General features: G+C 62.5%; 8 protein-coding genes. 3 read left to right on the top strand and 5 right to left on the bottom strand.

Going from position 1 to position 17,447, the window contains the following annotated elements; translation table 11 throughout:
* Window positions 1-12 precede the first annotated feature (12 nt).
* Complete coding sequence (locus tag MUN80_RS21475; RefSeq protein ID WP_244716175.1) at window positions 13-5,049, bottom strand: FG-GAP-like repeat-containing protein; 5,037 nt, start codon at window positions 5,047-5,049, stop codon at window positions 13-15.
* Window positions 5,050-5,263: 214 nt separating this feature from the next.
* Window positions 5,264-5,749, bottom strand: a complete 486-nt coding sequence (locus MUN80_RS21470) for a DinB family protein (RefSeq protein WP_244716173.1) — start codon at window positions 5,747-5,749, stop codon at window positions 5,264-5,266.
* Window positions 5,750-5,998: 249 nt separating this feature from the next.
* Here MUN80_RS21470 and MUN80_RS21465 point away from each other — a divergent pair, with 249 nt between their 5' ends.
* Window positions 5,999-6,724, top strand: a complete 726-nt coding sequence (locus MUN80_RS21465; protein ID WP_244716171.1) for a hypothetical protein — start codon at window positions 5,999-6,001, stop codon at window positions 6,722-6,724.
* Between the two features lie 422 nt (window positions 6,725-7,146).
* On the opposite strand, the gene MUN80_RS21460 is transcribed toward MUN80_RS21465, so the two are convergent.
* A complete protein-coding gene (locus MUN80_RS21460; RefSeq protein ID WP_244716169.1) occupies window positions 7,147-8,367 on the bottom strand; it encodes a Kelch repeat-containing protein in 1,221 nt (406 codons plus the stop codon).
* Window positions 8,368-8,634: 267 nt separating this feature from the next.
* Between MUN80_RS21460 and MUN80_RS21455 the strand changes: the two genes are divergently transcribed.
* Window positions 8,635-10,155, top strand: a complete 1,521-nt coding sequence (locus tag MUN80_RS21455) for a serine hydrolase domain-containing protein (RefSeq protein ID WP_244716167.1) — start codon at window positions 8,635-8,637, stop codon at window positions 10,153-10,155.
* A gap of 247 nt (window positions 10,156-10,402) precedes the next feature.
* On the opposite strand, the gene MUN80_RS21450 is transcribed toward MUN80_RS21455, so the two are convergent.
* Window positions 10,403-11,383 carry an SDR family oxidoreductase gene (locus MUN80_RS21450; RefSeq protein WP_244716165.1) on the bottom strand — a complete coding sequence of 327 codons (981 nt, stop codon included), beginning with the start codon at window positions 11,381-11,383 and terminating at the stop codon, window positions 10,403-10,405.
* Window positions 11,384-11,785: 402 nt separating this feature from the next.
* Between MUN80_RS21450 and MUN80_RS21445 the strand changes: the two genes are divergently transcribed.
* Window positions 11,786-14,716: an endo-beta-N-acetylglucosaminidase gene (locus MUN80_RS21445; RefSeq protein WP_244724942.1), complete on the top strand. Its 2,931-nt coding sequence runs from the start codon at window positions 11,786-11,788 to the stop codon at window positions 14,714-14,716.
* A gap of 101 nt (window positions 14,717-14,817) precedes the next feature.
* Here MUN80_RS21445 and MUN80_RS21440 read toward each other — a convergent pair whose 3' ends face one another.
* Window positions 14,818-17,361, bottom strand: a complete 2,544-nt coding sequence (locus MUN80_RS21440; RefSeq protein ID WP_244716163.1) for an alpha-amylase family glycosyl hydrolase — start codon at window positions 17,359-17,361, stop codon at window positions 14,818-14,820.
* Window positions 17,362-17,447: the final 86 nt, after the last annotated feature.

The raw sequence follows: 17,447 nt of genomic DNA, 5'->3' as shown, positions 1-17,447 counted from the left end.
AAGAGCAGAGTATTATTGCAGAACCACTTTTTTCGTGAAGCTCTCCTCGCCAGCCTGCCCGTGGAGGGTGTATAAGCCAGGGGCCAGCCCCGCAGTGTTAAACTCAAGCGTGGCCGCCGCACCCACCAGACGTACCACCTGGCTGCGGACGGTTTGCCCCAGGCTGTTGCGCATCTGTAGGGTAAGGGGCGCCGCCACGGCCGGAACGTCCAGCGAGAAGCTGCCGTGGGCGGGGTTGGGATACAAGGCAACGCGTGCGTTCAGATTGGAGACGCGAACCGGGGTCGGGGTACCCGGATTCAGGCTAATGCTGACGTCACTGTCGGTATAATGGGCCATGGCCAAATCCAGGTCCGTATCGCCATCCAGATCGGCCAGTGCTGCTACAAAGGGGTTTTGCCGGGTACTGATAGAGGTGGTACCACTAAACTGCCCGCTGCCATTATTGACGCGAACCGAGAGAGCATACCCGTCGACATTGGCCGTTACGAGGTCTATATCACCGTCGCCGTCGATGTCACCGGTGACCATTGAGCGTGGATACAAGCCTACGCTTATGCTGGACCCGCTGGTGAAAAGCTCCCCGCCGGTTCCGTACAGGGTCTGTACGTGAGTGGAAAAGCCGACCAGCGCATCCAGCAAATTGTCCCCGTTCACGTCGACAATACACATGTTGGAGGCGGAGCTGGTGAGGGAAGTGCTGAGCGAGCCGCTGAACACCCCGTTGCCATTGTTGAGGCGTACAACCAGCTGCCCCGGGTTACCGTTGAGCACAACGCAGTCTAGGTCGCCGTCCCGGTCTACGTCGGCCAGCACCATCTTGCCGGGATAAGCCATGCCGGGCTGGCCGGTGCCTACCATGATAGTGCCGCCACTGGTAAAGCTGCCGGCCTGGTTGTTTCGCAGGATAAGAATAGCGCTGTTGGCCACATCCGGTATCAACACATCCACAAACCCATCGGCATTAACGTCGCCCGTTTCCAGGTAGTAACTACCGTCAGAAGAAGCCGTGGTAAACGCTACGTTGGTCGCGGCAGAGAAAGTACCCGTACCCGTGTTGCGCAGAATAGCAAGCCGGGCATTATTGGTTGCCAGCACATCCAGGTCGCCATCATTGTCCACGTCGGCTATTGCAAAGGCATTGGCTCCCGTGGGTACGGATAGGGAGGTAGTGCCGCTAAAAATTCCCTGCCCATTGTTGAAACGGATAGAGATGGAGCCGGGATGGGCGTTGAGGGTGATAAGATCCAGATACCCATCCCCGTTCATATCGGCGCTGGTAGCCGCAAACGGGTTAGTTCCGACACTGGCGGCTACGGTTAAGGGTGGGAAGTTTCCGGAGCTGGCGCCCACGCCCGTCGTAAACTGGAAGACCTGTCCGGCGGGTAGGTTGCGGCCGTCTAGGCTCTGTACCGCCGTCGTGAGTGTCGCCGTTAGGGTTTCGCCGGGCTTAAAGGGAGTAGTAGGAGAGAAGGTGAGCGTATTGCCTGCTACCGTAGCCGTTCCGGCTTTGCGGCCACCGGCTTGCCGGCTTAAAACGCGCAGTGCGCCCAGCGTGGCCGCATTGCTACTGAGCGGCTGGTCGAAGCTGACGCTGACGGCCGTGGCAAGTGGCGCACTCACCCGGTTACGGACCGGCAGCACTGAGCTGACGACAAAGGTGTTCGATACCGTAAACGGCTGGGCACTGGTGCTCGTGCCGCTGGGGCCCGTTACGGTAACCAGGCCCGTGGTGGCCGTCGTGGGTACGGTAGCCGTAATCTGGGTGGCCGACACGACCGTGAAGGCCGCTGCAACGCCGTTAAAGGTCACGCCCGTGGCCCCTGTAAAGCCCGTGCCAGTGATGGTCACAACCGTGCCTGCGGCGCCACTGGCCGGCGAAAAGCTGAGCAAGGCCAGGGCCGGGGGCTGGTTGAGGCGCACACTGACCTTGGCTGCGGTGGTGTTGCCGGAGTTGGCCGATACAAAGTCGATGTCACCGTCGTCGTCGACGTCGCCGGTGGCAATGCTAAACGAGCCCCGGCCGGTGAAGGTGTTCGTGTCCACAGTCGGGTCGGAGCCCCCGCTGAAAGTGCCGTTGCCCGCATTCAAGCGAATACTGACGGTGTTGGTGCCGTAGTTAGCGGTAAGCAGGTCCAGGTCGCCATCCGCATCGAGGTCGGCGGTGGTTACCCAGCTGGGCCCGGTTCCGACGGCTACTTCCGTGCCGGCCGCAAAGTTGCCCTGCCCGTCATTAAGGCGTACGGATACGGTGTTGCCCGCTCCGGTGGCGCCATTGTTGGCCGTGAGCAGGTCCACATCCCCGTCGGCATCGACGTCGGCGGCCGTTACGCAAAACGGTCCTGCGCCTACGGCCACGGAGCCGCTACCAGTGAAAGTGCCATCGCCGGCATTGAGCCGTACGGCTACACTGTTGCTATTAAAAAGCGAAACCAGCACATCCAGGTCGCCGTCATTATCGACGTCGGCCGCCACAACGCGGGAAATGCCCTGTCCCAATATCAATTCCGAACCAGTCAGGAAGATGCCGCGGCCGTCGTTGAAGCGAATCGACACGGTGTTTACCTGGCTGGTGGAGCGGGAGTGGGCCGCCAGCAGGTCCAGGTCGCCGTCCCCGTCGAGGTCGGCAAAGGATATGCGACGCGGAGAGCCCCCTAGGTTGCAGATGGTATGCGTTGCAAAATGGCCCCGACCATCATTAAGGAGCACGGTAGCAGTGTTCGTATTAGCATTGGCGGTAATCATGTCCAGGTCCCCATCATTGTCCACGTCAGCCGCTGTCACGCCGATAACCCCGGCGGGAGAGCCAAACGTACCGATGTCATAATAGGAGCTGCGGTTAAAGGTGCCGTCGCCGGAGTTGAGCAGCACGCCCGCTCCGTTGCCATTGCCACTTCCGTAATCGGCTGTCAGCAGGTCCAGGTCGCCGTCGCCGTCCACGTCGGCCAGCGTTATTTCGTGGGGCGTATCGTTGACTACCGGGTCGGTGCCGGGCTGGAAGTTGGCCCGGCCACTGCCCTCGGCTACCGTTGTAAACTGAAATACCCGACTGGATGCCCCAATACCGCCCGCACTCAGAACCGTGGGAGGAACGCTCACGCTAAGTACCTCGCCCGGCTTGAAGCCGCTGTTCGGCGCAAAGGTCAGGACCGAGCCCGCAGTTGTAGCGGCGCCACTCTTGCGGCCGCTGCTTTGGCTTGCCAGCAGACGGATGTTTGAAGCGGAAGCTGTCGTGACCGGTTCGCTGAACGTGACCTGCACCTGGGCCCCGCTGCGCGGCACGTTGCGGCCGTTGCTGGTCGGGGTGGTTGCGGTGGCGCGAAACAGTACGGTGAATGCCGTTGTGCTGGTGCTACCGTAAGCATTGGTAACCACTAGCGGCGCGGGGCTGGCTCCGCTGGGCACGATGAAAGTAAGGCTCGTGCTGGTGTTGGATTGCACTGGTACTGCCAAGCCGCCCACGGTAAGGGTTGCGCCCGATAAGTACGCGCCGGTCAGGGTGACGGTGCTGCCCGCAGCGGCGGCGCTGGGCGAGAAGGCCGTAATGGCGGGTGGCGGCGGTTGGTTTAGTCGCACACTTACGGAGTTGCTGCCGGTATTGCTCGTTAGCAGATCTACATCCTGGTCCCCGTCCACGTCGCCGAGCGTAAGAGCGGCCGGGGTGCGGCCCACGCTGGCCACGAAGCCATTGGCGAACTGCCCCGTATTGGAACCGGCCGCACTGCCGCCGTTCAGCCGCACAACTACGGTGCCTGTGGTGCCTGCCGCGCTGCTAGCGTCGGCACAAATCAGGTCTAGGTCGCTGTCGGCGTCCACGTCGGCCAGGGCCAGGGCACCGGGCGTAGCGCCTACGGGCACGGTTTGGCTAAGCGAGAAGAAGCCGCCGCTGCTGTTGATCGAGACGCTGACTGAGCTGCTCCCCGAGTTGGAAGTCAGCAGATCCAGGTCGCCGTCGCCATCAATATCACCCAGGGCCAGCCCGGCGGGGTAGCGACCTACCTCAACGTTTTGCCGGAACGTGTAGGTGCCCGTGTTAATGCCCGTATTGAGGCTTACGATTACGGTGTTGCCGTTGGCGCTGTTAGCCAGCAGGTCCAGGTCGCCGTCGGCGTCGATATCGCCTAGGGCCAGGGCCGAAATCTCGGCTGCTACAATGATATCCCGCATGCCGCTGAAAATGCCGGTATTGGAGCCCGTATTGCTGCCGCCGTTGAGGCGGATGCTGACTGTGCCGTTTGTACGGCTGCCGGTGAGCAGGTCCAGGTCACCGTCGCCATCTATGTCGCCCACGGCAAGGGACTGGGGCGAGGCGCCGACGGTTACGGTTTGGCTGCCACTAAAGATACCGGTATTAGAGCCACTGTTATTGCCCCCATTAAGGCGGACGCTGACAGTATTGCTGCCCGCGTTAGCAACGAGCAAGTCCAGGTCGGCGTCGCCATCGACGTCGGCCAGGGCCAGGGCACCGGGGGTAATACCGACCGGGATGCTGCGTAGCGTGCCAAATACGGCTGTGTTGGTCCCCGTATTCAAGCGGGTTTCTACGGTGCCAAAGGTAGGGTTGCTCGTAACCAGGTCCAGGTCGCCGTCGCCGTCGAGGTCACCGGTGGCAATGCCGGTGCCGACGCCGCTCGGGGTCAGAGTGGAGCCGGCCGAGAAATTGCCGCTGCCGTCCCCGTTTACCGCCGTCGTGAACTGGTAGACGTGTGGCTGTGCCGCCGTGCCGCCCGCACTCTGTAAGGAGGCCGGCACCGTAACCGACAAGGTTTCCCCCGGCTTGAAATCAGTGGTAGGGTCGAAGGTGACTACTGAGTTGGCCGTAACCGTAGTACCGGCTTTTTTTCCGCCTTGCTGGGCTGAATAAACTGCCAGATTGCCGGCCGTCGCGGCGGCCACGGCTTGTGAAAAGGTCAGGCTAACCGAGGCCGCGCGCGCCGCCGCGCGGGCATTGGCCGCCGGCTGGCGTGCGGTTACGGTAAGAGCCTGAGCCCAGGTGCTGCCGGTAGAGCCCGTGAGCAGCAAAGCCAGCAGCAGACAAGACTTTCGCAACGGAGGCGTTGCGGAATTGGGAGTAAAAAGAGGCACAAATGACGGGATGGAGGTGATAACTAACGACGTGCTGCAGCCAGCGGCCAGCATTGCCGTAGCAAGCGGGTAATGCTGCTGGGTAAGCCTGCAAAGATGCAAAAAAGAGGCTGCGTATCAGCTGGGTTCGGGGCTTGCAAGCTTAGTGGCCAGCAACTCCAGGAAGAAAATAACAGCTCTATTCTTCCCAGATGCCGAGCAGGCGGCGCAGCAGAATGAGCTGGCCGAGGTGGTAGCTGTTGTGGTCGGCGATGAGCATGGCTTCGCGCAGCAGGCTTTGGCCGGTGCCGTGGGGGAAGGGGGCGAGCAGGTCGAGGGCGGGGTCCTGAAGCAGGCGCAGGAACTCTTCCCGGTCGTGGGTGATCTGCTGCACGGTGCGTTGGAAGGTGGCTTCGTCGACGGGTTGGGCGCGGTCGGGCCAGTAGGCGGCGGGCCAGTCCAGGGTTTGGTAGGCGGGGTTGCGGCTGAAGTCAAGGATGTCGTACTGGGCAATGCGGATGTGCTCGACAAGCTCCCAGATGGTGTAGGGTACCTGGGGCACGCGCTGGTTGAGCTTGTCGGCGGGAATGCCCGCGCAGGCGTCTTCAAGAGCCCCGTGGGCAAAGCCTTTTTCGAGCAGGCTAGCCAGTTCGGCCACAAGAATCTTTCGGGTGTTGGCGTCCATAGACGGGAAAGAAAAGGATGAATAACGGAAAGCGGAAGGGGCGCAGGCCGGCCCGAAGCAGGTACCGGCGGCAGGTAATATAAGGCCCGGCCACGGAATCACCAGCGGCCGGAGCGGCAGGTTGGGGCCCGAAGTAAGGCGGTTCCGGCAAACAGGATTAACTTGCTTCCGCCTGCGGGCCGTAGCTCTTGCCGATTGATACCTGGGCCGCGACTATATCTATTATTTCTTCTTCCTAATTCCATTGGTATGAGACAGTATACCTTACTGCTGTTAGCCGGGCTGCTGGCGGCCAGCTGTCAAAAGCAGGATGCCGTAGCACCTGCTGAAGCTCCCGACCCAGATTGGCTGAGGCTCGAAATTCCGACGTCGCTCTCGGGTGACGAAGCCTACTCTATTGCCGGCGACCTGAGCCAGACGCTGCTGGTAGCGGCCCGGCAAAAGGTGTATTCCTCGGCCGACCAGGGTAAGACCTGGCAAGAGTCGTACAACTTTTTCGGCCCGGTAGATCTGCTGGAGCGCAACGACACCGTGTTTGCTCTGAAGTTTTTTCCCTCCTCCCTGCAGGGTGAGCCCGTGGCCGGCTTTGCCGATATGTATACTGCCGACCAAGGCAAAAGCTGGCACTATACCGCCGACGTCTATCCCTACGAGGAGTACCGTGCCGTGCGGCAGCGCGTAGGCTGGGCACAGGCGGCGGGCATAACGTACCAGACCCGGGAAAACACCCGGGCAATACCCAACTCAAGCTCCCGGCTGGTACTGGCCTCCGACCTGCTGCGGGAGGAAGGCGGCCGGCAGACCTCCCTGCGTCTGCCGGCGCGGCACTACCTCAAAAATCTGCGCCTCGACGGCCAAAATCGGCTCTACGTGGCCGCCTCCAGCCTCCGCTTCGATGAACAAACCGGGGAGGCCATTCTCCCGATTGCTAATAACTCGGCCGTGGTGTACGTGTCGCGGAAACCCTTGCCGTAAATTCAAGGCAGATGAGCCGCAGGCACCCCAAACCCCAAAGTATTCGAGCAGTACTTTGGGGGGCCAGAGCAAGCGCTGTATCTGCTGGAGCAGGTGGATGGGCAGGGGCGGTGGGTGGTGTGGTAACCTTACCCTCAGCCCTCTTCTCTCTGGGGGAGGAGGAGCCTGACGCGTTGGGTCGAAGTAGCTTCTTCGCAGGTTCTGGATGACAGGTGTAAGAAGATGCCGCGACGAAGGAGTTAGATAGCAGCGGTTTGATGAATATTGGTGAATACATGCAGAAAGCCCTTTCCTACTTGCGTGGGAAAGGGCTTTCTGGGTAAAGGCTATTTGTCACTAGTAGAGGACGGATTGCTTCGTCGTCCCTTCTCGCAATGACGTGTTCCTTATGTCCCACATTCTTGGAACGGACACACTATGGCTTACTGGCGCACGAGCTGACAAGCGGAAGACAGGCCTTGGTCAGAGCGGACGCGGGCGGAGTAGACGCCCGTGGGCTGCTGAGAGAGGGGCAGGGTATAGCGCTCGGCTTGCGGGGCGGGGGCGGCGGTGTGGATGAGGCGGCCCAGGGCGTCGCGCACCTCGACGACGCGGTGGGTGCCGGCGGGCAGGTCGAGGGTAAACTCGCCGCTGGTGCTGGGGTTGGGATAAGCCGAAAGCTGGGGCCGGGCGCTGTTGGGAGTAGCGGTAGGCAATATGTCGCCTATGTTGGCCTGCCACATATCGGCCAGCGTGGAGGCGTTGGAAGCGGCCGTGTTGCCACCCCACACATAGAGCTGGTTATTGCGAATGGCGGCAGCGGCGTTGCGGCGACCGGGCAGGTTGGAGGTAAAGGTGCGGAGCTGGCCAGTGCGGGTATTATAGGCAGCCAGGTAGGTTTGGGCCGTGAAGTCGCCAATCATCCAGAGCCACTCGCCCTGTACTACCAGGGCCTGGTTGGAAACAGTAGTGGGCAGTGGAGCCAGGGTTTGCCATTGGTTGGTGGCAATGTCGTAGGTGTCGATACGGTTGGAGTTGACGGCACCATCGAAGCCGCCGATAACGTAAATCTTGCCGTTGATGGCCGCACCCTGAGCCGATTTGGCTTCGGGCATGCCCGGCAGGTAGGTCCAGACGCCGGTGGCGGGGTTGTAGCTGCGCAGCTCGTTAGTAAAGGCTCCGTTCGGCAATTGGCCGCCAAAGCAGTAGATCAGGCCGTTCCAGGTTGTCATTCCGCCGTTGGCGGTTGGGGAGCCGCTGGTGGGAGCCGCAATCAGCTGGCCGGAGGCGGCGTTTAGCACGGGCATATTGCTCAGGGGGCCGGAGGCAGTGGTGGCCTGGCCCACGAAGATGCGGGCCGGAGTGATGCCATCGGCCGGCAGGAGCACCGCCTTGCCGAGGCGGTGCTGCGGGACCTGGCCGGTGCTCAGGGCGCCGGAGCCCCAGCTATTGGCGGCGGGGTCGTAGCGAAATACCTGGTCGGTAAAGGCCGTGAGGGGGCTACCGCCGCCCACCATGTAGAAGTACGACTGATCCTGGCAGTAACCCATGGCGTAGCGGCCGCCGTCGGGCAGTGGGGCACGGGCGGTGAACGTCAGGGCCGTTTGGGCCTGGGTGGTTCCGACGCAGGCCAGCGCCAGGAAAAACGAGTAGAGATGCTTCATGGAGGCAAATATATAGTTTATTAAAGCTATATATTTCGCTGATAAGCAATCTGATGTTCGCCTTGTAATTGCCGAAACCGGGGCCTGAGGGCAGTCCTCTAATCAATAAAGAAGCTGGGTGGGCGTTGGTAGCTTCGGCCGATGGCAGCGGCAGGATCAGTAAGGAGTGGGACCAGAATGGTTGATTCCGTAGCTTGCCGTTACCGTGCCGCCGGGACCACTGCTGGTGGTTCAGGTAGGCTGGTTTCACTTTTAACTTATCCTGTTATGCTGCATTATTACCGGGCCGCTGGGTCCTTGTTGACGGTTTGGGCCTTGCTGGGTAGTGCGGACGCGCGGGCCCAAGCGCCGCGGTTTGCGTCCTATGCCCAGTTCAATGACACGCTGGTGGCGCAGTTCAACCGGGGCGACTTCAAGGCTATGGAGGCCTTTGGGAGCGAGGCGCTGCGGAAGATAGAGCCGCTGGGAAGCATGGCAACCCTGCTAGAGAAGCAAAAGGCCATGACCGGGCGCATCGTGAGCAGCCGGGTGCTGCCCGAGCGCAAGACCCGGCACGAGTTTGCCTGGCAGGGCGAGCAGCAGAACCTGCGGGTGAATCTGGTATCGTCGGCGCCCGGCGTGATTGACGACTACTTTATTTCCGACTTCATTGCCCAGCCCAACGCCCGCAAGACCCCGCTGGCGACGGATAACCGCAAGCGCACCCCGCTCGACCAGGCCGTGGATCGGGCCGCCACGCTGTATATGCAGCATCCCGACGCGGCGGGAATGTCCATTGGGGTGTACTGGCAGGGCCAGCGCTACTTCTACAACTACGGGGAAGTAGCCAAGGGCTCGGGCCGGCTGCCCACGGCCAGCACCTACTACAACCTGGGCTCGGTGGCCAAAACCTTCGTGACAACCTTGCTGGCTCAGGCCGTGCTGGATAAGAAAGTGCAGCTCACCGACGACGTCCGCAAGTACCTGCCGGGACAATACCCCAACCTGGAGTTCGAGGGGCAGCCGGTGCGGCTGGTAGACCTGGCCACCCACACCTCGGGCCTGCCCGGCGCGGCGCGGCAGTACAGCAGGGAAAAGAGGGCTCAGCTCGAAAAGGAGTACGCCGACCTGGGTGTGCGCATCGCGCACTACAACCGCTACACGGCCGATAGTCTGCTCCACGACATGCACGCCTTTACGCTCAGCACCAAACCCGGGGCCACCTACCGCTACCAGAACCTGGACGTGCTGATCTTGCAGTTGGCGCTGGAGCGGGCCTACCAGCAGCCCTACGAGCAGCTCATTACCCAGTACGTGCAGCGCCGCTTCGGGATGAAGGACACCAAGCGGGTGCTGTCGGCCCCGGAGAAGGCCCGCTTTGCCACCGGCTACGACGAAAACCTACGGGCCCAGACCCACGCCAACTACACCGGCTACTGGGGTGGCTCCACGATGTGCTCCACGCCCGCCGACCTGCTGACCTACGTGCAGGCCAACTTAGCCGAAAAGGAGCCCGCCGTGAAACTGGCCCACCAGCCGGCCTGGGGCACCAGCATCGGGCTGGGCTGGATGCTGGATCAGGACCCCGACGGGCAGCGGCGTATCTTCCACAACGGGCATTCCATTGGTTTCAACACCCGCTGCGTCATGTATCCGGCGGAGCAGACGGGCGTGGTCGTGTTTGTAAATGAAAGCATCAGTCAGACCCGGGTGACGGAAATGGAAGAGTACCTGAAGCAGGAACTGAGCCGGATGGCCACTCCGGCCGCCAAGCCCACGAAAGCAGGCAAGGCGGTGGGGCAGCGGTAGGAGCCGGTTTTGTTGGGTGCTAGTTATTTCGGCTGTCATGCTGAGCTTTGCAAAGGATCTTCCCCACCCAAGTGACACCTTTTATTCAACACACAAAAGCCCTTTCCTACTGCGGGTAGGAAAGGGCTTTTTCACAATGGTATCAGCGGCGGTGGGGTAGGTAAGGAAGGTCCTTCGCAAAGCTCAGCATAACAGCCGAAATGGCGCAGTTTGGAATGCAGGAGCCTTTGCCTGGCTACCAAGCTGACTAATGGGTTTTGCGGGGCCAGAGCAGCAACCCCGCGGCTAGGCCGGCAGCCAGGGCGACTCCCAGCCACTGTCCGTTGCGGGGCTTGGTAGGCTGGCGCCAGCCGCCGGAGGTATCGGTGCCGTGCGGGGCGGGGTTGGGGGCAAACAGGCTGTTTTCGCCGACGGGAGCGGGGCGGGCCTGCTGGAAATACGTGTCGAACAGGCGGCGGCTGGCCCGCCCCATCAGCCCCGGAGCCAGGGCATACGACCAGCGCAGCACCGGAGCCGGCCAGCCCACCATCGTCGTGGGCCGCGGACGGCACGCTACGGCCACGATGGTATCGGCTACTTTCTGGGCGGGAAACACCGGCGGGGCGGGCTTAATGACCTTGCCCATGTAGTTGGCCCCGTGCTGGAAGCCAGGCGTGTCGATGTAGGACGGGTGCACGTCGCAGACGTGGATAGCGGGCTCGTTGCTGAGCTCGGCCCGCAGCGTGTCCATCAGGCCCCGGGCCCCGTATTTGCTGGCGCTGTAGGAGGCCGTGTAGGGCTCGGGCAGCCAGGCCCCTAGGGATATAACGTTGATAAGCGTGCCGTGGCCCTGCTCCCGGAAGTAGGGCAGCACAGCGTGGGCCCCGTAGAGGTAACCCAGCAGGTTGAGCTTGATAACCTGCTCGTGGGCGGCCAGCGGCACTTCCTCGAAGCGGCCTACAGCCCCGCTGCCGGCGTTGTTGACCCAGATATCAATGCCGCCGAAGTGCTGGGCGGTCCGGGCCAGGCGGGCCACGGCTTGGGCGTCGGTAACGTCGGTGGGGATGGCCAGCACCGAGCTACCCAGCCGCTCGCACTCGGTGGCGACGTCGACCAACACGTCGGAGCGGCGGGCGGCCAAAATCAGCTTGGCGCCGTGGCGGGCAAAGGTAAGGGCCGTGGCGCGGCCAATGCCGCTGCTGGCGCCGGTAATAACCACGACGGCACCGTGGAGAGAGGAAGTTTTCATAGTGGAGGCAGATTAGCAGATCAGATAGGTAAGCCTGTTCTAACGCTCGGCGCGGGGTGGGGTTTAGGTTAATTCATACTGTGCGAATGTGCTGAGGTGGAGGAATGTGAGAAAAGAAAAACTGTGTCCTTGCGAGGCGGGAGCCGTGGCCATCCGTCTTCTGCTGGTGACAAACGCTCTTTTATCAAAAAGCCCTTTCCTGCCCGCAGTAGGAAAGGGCTTTTCACCTTAGAGAGCTTCGCACATTTCAGAGGACGGATGGCCACGGCTCCCGCCCCGCAAGGACAAGGGGCGCTGTACGGGCTTTACCAATGCTAGGTGCTAAAAGGATATAGCAGAATCCGAATTCAGTTGTACCTTGACCGGCGAGTGAATTTATTTTCTACTAAACCCCTAAGTGTGATGCTGCTACGCTACGCTCGTTTTGCTTTACCCAATGTGCTGCGCCGCCTGGGCTGGCTGTGGCTTTTGCTGCTGAGCAGCGCCGGCCCGGCCTTGGCCCAACTGGAACCCGCCGCCCAGTACACCAAGCTTTCGGTAGCCCAGCTGCTGGCCTGGACGCCCACTGGGCCTACGGCCGTGCCCGAGAATGTAAGTCGGGTGGCCCTGGCCCCACGGCAGAACACGCTAGCCACCCAGCTCAACCCCAATCAGAGCTTCAGCCACAAGGTCAACTACATTCCCGACGGTATGACGGGCTTTGCGGGCTACCTCAACGAGCAGAACCGCTTCAACCTCTACAACTTCACCCACTGGCAGTACATCGACGTGCTGACCTGGTTCGACGGGCCCGTGGCGCTGCCAACCCGGCCCTGGGTGGAGGCTGCCCACCGCAACGGCGTGAAAGTCATCGGCTCAGTCTTCAGCTCGGCCGCCGACGTGAACCTATTGATCCAGAAGGACGCCAGCGGCGAGTACACCGCCGCCCAGAAGCTGGTGGAAGTGGCCAACTACTACGGCTTCGACGGGTGGTTTTTCAACCAGGAATCGACGGTGCCCGCGGCTACGGCCACCGAGCTGCGCAACCTGCTCAAGCGCCTGCAGCAGCTCCGGCCCGCGGGCATGGAAATTCACTGGTACGACGCCATGCTGCCCAGCGGCACCGTTTCCTACCAGAACGCGCTGAACGCCAACAACCAGCTCCTGCTTCAGGACGGCGCGGCCCGCGTCAGCGACGCTATGTTTACCAACTACTTCTGGAGCGGGGCTACCAATATCAATACCTCGGTAACCACGGCCACGGCCCTGGGCCGCAGCCCGTTCGACGTGTACATGGGCGCCGACCTCTGGCCCAACCGCAACCCCCAGGCCCTGTTTACCCGCCCCGACTGGATCAACAACTACTTCACCGGCGGCGACCTGACCAAGCCCCTGTTGTCGCTGGGTTTGTTTGCCACCAACCTGACCTACAACGGCGGCTTCAATTCCTTCAATAGCTCGGCGGCCGACTACGCGGGCTTCTACCAAACCGAGCAGCGCCTCTTTGCCGGCAACGACCTGGACGTAACCACCGAGGATGCTACCGGCTGGAAGGGTTTTGGCAGCTACGTGCCGGTGCGCAGCGTGGTTAATACGCTGCCGTTTGAAACCTACTTTTCGGTGGGCCAGGGCAAGATTTTCGCCAACAACGGCGAGCAGCTGGTGAAGGGCTGGACCGACATGGGCAAGCAAAGCCTGCTGCCGAGCTGGCAGTGGAACAAAACCGGCACCGCCCCCATCACCGTGGGCTACGACTTCAGCCGGGCCTACTACGCGGGTACTTCCGTGAAGCTGCAGGGCAGTCTGAGCGGCAGCGGAAGCAGCGCTACCGTGAAGCTGTTTCAAACCAAGCTGAGCCTGCCCGCTGCCACGCCCACCACCCTGGACGTGACCTTCAAAACGCCTGCCGCCGGAGCCGCCAACGCCCGCCTGCTGCTCTATTTCACAGACGACCTGACCAACCCCGCTTCTTTCGACCTGGGCTCGGCCCCGGATACGCTCTGGACCACGCGCACTATTAGCCTGGGCAACTACGCCGGGCGGGAGCTGGCCGTCATCGGGGTGCAGGCTACGGCCGCGGCGGCAGTGGCCAACTACCGGCTCAACCTGGGCCGGCTCAAGCTCTACACCGGGACCGCCGTAGCGGCCAAGCCCACAGTTGGCTTCTCGGCCAGTGCTACGGTGGTCGTGCCGGGCCAACCCGTCACGTTTTCCAACGCCTCGACCAACGCCAGCAGCTACCAGTGGACGTTTGAGGGCGGCACGCCGGCCACCAGCAGCGCCGTATTTCCGGTGGTGCAGTACGCCGCGCCCGGCACCTACAGCGTGAAGCTGCGGGCCACCAACGCCGCTGGCCGCGACTCCCTACTCCGCACCGGCTACATCACCGTGGTGGCGCCCGGCAGCTCCGGCGGCAACACCAGCCTGACCTTCGACGGGGCCACCAAGTACGTGGATGCAGGCCCTATCAACCTGACCGGCTCGGCGCTGAGCATGGAGTGCTGGCTCAAGCCCAATGGGTTTAAAGCCAGCTCCCCGTTTATTTCCAGCGTGATGGGCATGGAAGACGGCGCCAATACGGCCCTGGTCCGCCTCGGCGACGCGGGGCTGGCCGCCAACCGCCTGCAGTTCGTAATGCAGGTAAACGGGACTAGCCGCAAGGTCAACTCGCCCACCAGCCTCAGTGCCGGCACCTGGTACCACGTGGCCGCCACCTTCGACGGCAGCGTAATGCGCCTCTACCTCAACGGGCAGCTCAACGCCTCGCTCAACGTGACGGGCTCCTTCGTGGCCAACAGCAACTTCTTCCTGGGGCGCAACTTCGACAACAGCCGGGTCCTCAACGGCACCCTTGATGAGGTGCGGGTGTGGACCCGGGCGCTGACGCCGGCTGAAATTCAAGCCAACCAGTGCGGTGTGCCCACCAACGCGGCAGGCCTGGAAGCTTACTGGACTTTCAACGAAGGCAGCGGCCTGGTCACCGTCGACCAGAGCGGCCATGGCCACCAGGGCGCCCTGGTCAACATGACGCCGGCTGATTGGTCGAGCGACGTGCCAGCAGCCTGCGTCGTGACAAGCACCCAGCGCGGCCGGACTCCGGCGTCCCTGGCCGTAGTAGCCGTGGTCAACCCCGTGCTGGGCAATCAGGCCGAAGTGGAAATCCGCGGGGCGCAAGGACAGCCGACAGTGGTACAGCTGGTAAACCTGCTGGGCGCGGTGGTGTGGCAGCAGCAGGTGCGGCCGGGCAGCGCGGCCCAGCGCCTGACAGTGCCCGTGCCTCAGGCGGCAGGCCTGTACGTAGTGCGCGTCAGCACCGGCGCGGGCACCGCCACCACGAAGCTGCTCAAGCAGTAGCAAACCGGGTATCAATATGACTAACAACAAGGCCCGGCGCTAGAGCAGCGACGGGCCTTGTTGTGTTCGGGGTGTAAGGGCTTAGCTTTTGACCTTGCAGGTTAGTGGGCAATCAGCAGGCGCTGGGTGGAAAAGCTGGCTCCGGCCTGCACCCGCAGAAAGTACACGCCCTCGGCCCAGGCGCTGGTGTTCAAGGTAGTGCGGCGGCCCGAAAACGACGTGCTGTGCAGCAGGCGGCCCTGCAAATCGTACACCTGCACGCGGGCCTCGGCGGCCGGTTGGCTCAGCTCCACACTCACCTGGTGGGCAGCAGGGTTAGGATACAGCTGGGGCACAAAGCGGGCCTGGGCGCCGGTCGTGGCCAGGGGCTGGGTGGGCGCAAGGCGCAAAAGCCAGGTTTGATTGGCTGCCAACAAACCCAAGCCCGGCGACCAGCCACTAACGCCGCCCTGGGCGTTGAGCGCGACGGTGCCGGCCGTTTGACCCGAGAGCAGCTCCGTGACCTGGTAACTACCCGCCGGCAGCGTCGAAACGCCCACCGACAGCACCGGGGTAGTGGCCGCACCGCTGCTCATGTTGGTCACTGTCACCACGGCTTCCTGGTTATACACCCGGGCATAGCCGAATAGCGACGAGACCGTGGCCGTGACGGGCAGCACGTAGCCTTTGCGCAGGGCTTCATGGGTCATGCGCAGGCCGATGAGCTTCTTGTAGTGGTTGAGCAGCGAAGCCGGGTCGGCCTGCTGGGTAGCTACGTTGAACTGGGGGTAGTTGCTGTTCAGGCTGCGCCAGGGCGTGCCAGTGGTAAAGCCCGCGTTAGTGCCGGCCGTCCACTGCATAGGCTTGCGCTTTTCTTCGTCGGCGCCGGTACCGAGCATGCCGACTTCCTCGCCGTAGTAAATAAAGGGCACGCCGGGCATGGTCAGGTAAAGGGCAGCGGCCTGCTTCATCAGGGCCTGGTTGCCGCCGAGCAGCCCCAGCACCCGGTTCTGGTCGTGGTTGGTGAGCATCGTGGCGTACTGCAGCTTGGGGTAGGAGCGGTCTACCAGTTCGAGCTGGGTGCGCAGGGCGGCCGGGTTGCCCGCCGTCAGGCTGTTAATCACGGCCGTAGCCAGGTCGAATTCAAAGCAGGCGTCGAGGCGCTGGTTGAGCACGTAGGGCACCACGTTTGGGGTGTTCGACCAGGCTTCACCCACGGTGAAGGCGTTGGGATTCGCGGCCCGGACCACATCGTGAAACTCCTCCAGCACGCCCAGCGTCTCGGGGGTGTTTTCGTTCACGGTGCCGTTTTCGACCAGGAATTTCACCGCGTCGAGGCGGTAGCCGTCCACGCCTTTTTCCAGCCAGAAACGGGTGGCGTCCCACATGGCGGCTTTCATCTGCGCATTGCGCCAGTTCAAATCGGGCATGCCGCTCCAGAAGTAGCCGTAGTAGTAGCTGCCGTTGCGCTGGTACCAGCCCAGCCCCGGGTTGGTGGCCGACCACCGGTACCAGTCGCGGTAGGAATTCGTAGCCCCGCTGGCCGACTGCTGAAACCAAGGGTGCTGGTCGGAAGTGTGGTTGAGCACCAAGTCGATGATAACCTTGATGCCCCGGGCGTGGGCCGCGGCCAGAAAGGCTTCGAACTGGGCCATGGTACCGTAGTCGGGCTCGGTGGCCTGGTAGTTGGTGATATCGTAGCCGTGGTAGCTCGGCGACTCCATCATGGGCATCAGCCAGATGCCGGTGATGCCCAGGTCGGTGGTGGTGGCGGGGTTGCCGTCGTTGAGATAGTCGAGCTTCTGGGTGAGGCCGGCAAAGTCGCCCTGCCCGTCGCCGTTGCTGTCGTAGAAGCTGCGCACGAAGATTTCGTAGAACACCGCGTCGTTCCACCAGTGGGTGGCGTAGCCGGTCAGGGAAGGAGCGCAGGTCTGGCAGGTGCTGAAGCACACAGCTGGGGCCGTATTCACGGCCGCTGTGGCGTCGAATACCCGGTTGAGCGTGCCGTTGGCGTCGGGCGTGCCGCAGCCGGCGGGCACGGTTTCGGCCTCGGCCAGGGTGGTGCCGTTCACAAAGCGGTACAGAAACCGAATGGGCCCGGGCAACGCAATCTGCACCTCGTAGATACCGTCGCCGTTGTCGTCGGTCAGGGGCAGAGCCGTGGCGTCGCCCTCCAGGCCGTAGCCGGCCAGGGGCTGGAAGTTACCCACCACGTGCACCCCGGCGCGTGACACGGTCTGGCCACGCATGTTCACGGCGAAGCGCACCTGGGTGTTGCAGTCGCCGAAAGCGGGAGCGGGCAAGCGCACGGCGCTACCGGCTACCAGTGCCTGGCGGTTCACGTTGCCGCTGCCGTCGGTCACGCCGCAGGTAGCGGGCGGCAACTCGGCCCCGGCCCAGGCGTTGCCGTTCACGAACTTGTAGAGGTAGGTACCCGACGGCACGTTCACCGTCACCTCGTAAATCCGGTCATTATCGGCGTCGGTGAGCAGGGTGGTGGCCGGGTTCCAGTCGGCCCCGAAACCGGCAGCGGCCTGGAAGTTGCCGGCCACGTGTACGCCACTGGCGGCCACCGTCTGCTGCCGCATATCGACCCGGAAAGTGAGCTGCACGGCCCGGGCACCCAGGCTCCCAAACAGCAAAAAGAGTAGTAAAAGGTGTTTCATCAACAGGTGGGAAAAACGAAAAAAACTACGCAAGAAATATCTGCTAAAGGTAGCCGGAATTCGTTGAAAACGACTGCTAAAATATT

The organism is Hymenobacter cellulosivorans, from assembly GCF_022919135.1.
In the GTDB taxonomy this organism is placed as follows: domain Bacteria; phylum Bacteroidota; class Bacteroidia; order Cytophagales; family Hymenobacteraceae; genus Hymenobacter; species Hymenobacter cellulosivorans.
The sequence above is the reverse complement of the archived record's forward strand: the minus strand, read 5'-3'. Positions and strand labels throughout refer to the sequence as shown.

Coding starts and splice junctions, on each gene's coding strand:
- MUN80_RS21470 (WP_244716173.1), bottom strand. CDS start 5,749: ATGGACGCCAACACCCGAAAGATTCTTGTGGCCGAACTGGCTAGCCTG.
- MUN80_RS21465 (WP_244716171.1), top strand. CDS start 5,999: ATGAGACAGTATACCTTACTGCTGTTAGCCGGGCTGCTGGCGGCCAGC.
- MUN80_RS21460 (WP_244716169.1), bottom strand. CDS start 8,367: ATGAAGCATCTCTACTCGTTTTTCCTGGCGCTGGCCTGCGTCGGAACC.
- MUN80_RS21455 (WP_244716167.1), top strand. CDS start 8,635: ATGCTGCATTATTACCGGGCCGCTGGGTCCTTGTTGACGGTTTGGGCC.
- MUN80_RS21450 (WP_244716165.1), bottom strand. CDS start 11,383: ATGAAAACTTCCTCTCTCCACGGTGCCGTCGTGGTTATTACCGGCGCC.
- MUN80_RS21445 (WP_244724942.1), top strand. CDS start 11,786: ATGCTGCTACGCTACGCTCGTTTTGCTTTACCCAATGTGCTGCGCCGC.
- MUN80_RS21440 (WP_244716163.1), bottom strand. CDS start 17,361: ATGAAACACCTTTTACTACTCTTTTTGCTGTTTGGGAGCCTGGGTGCC.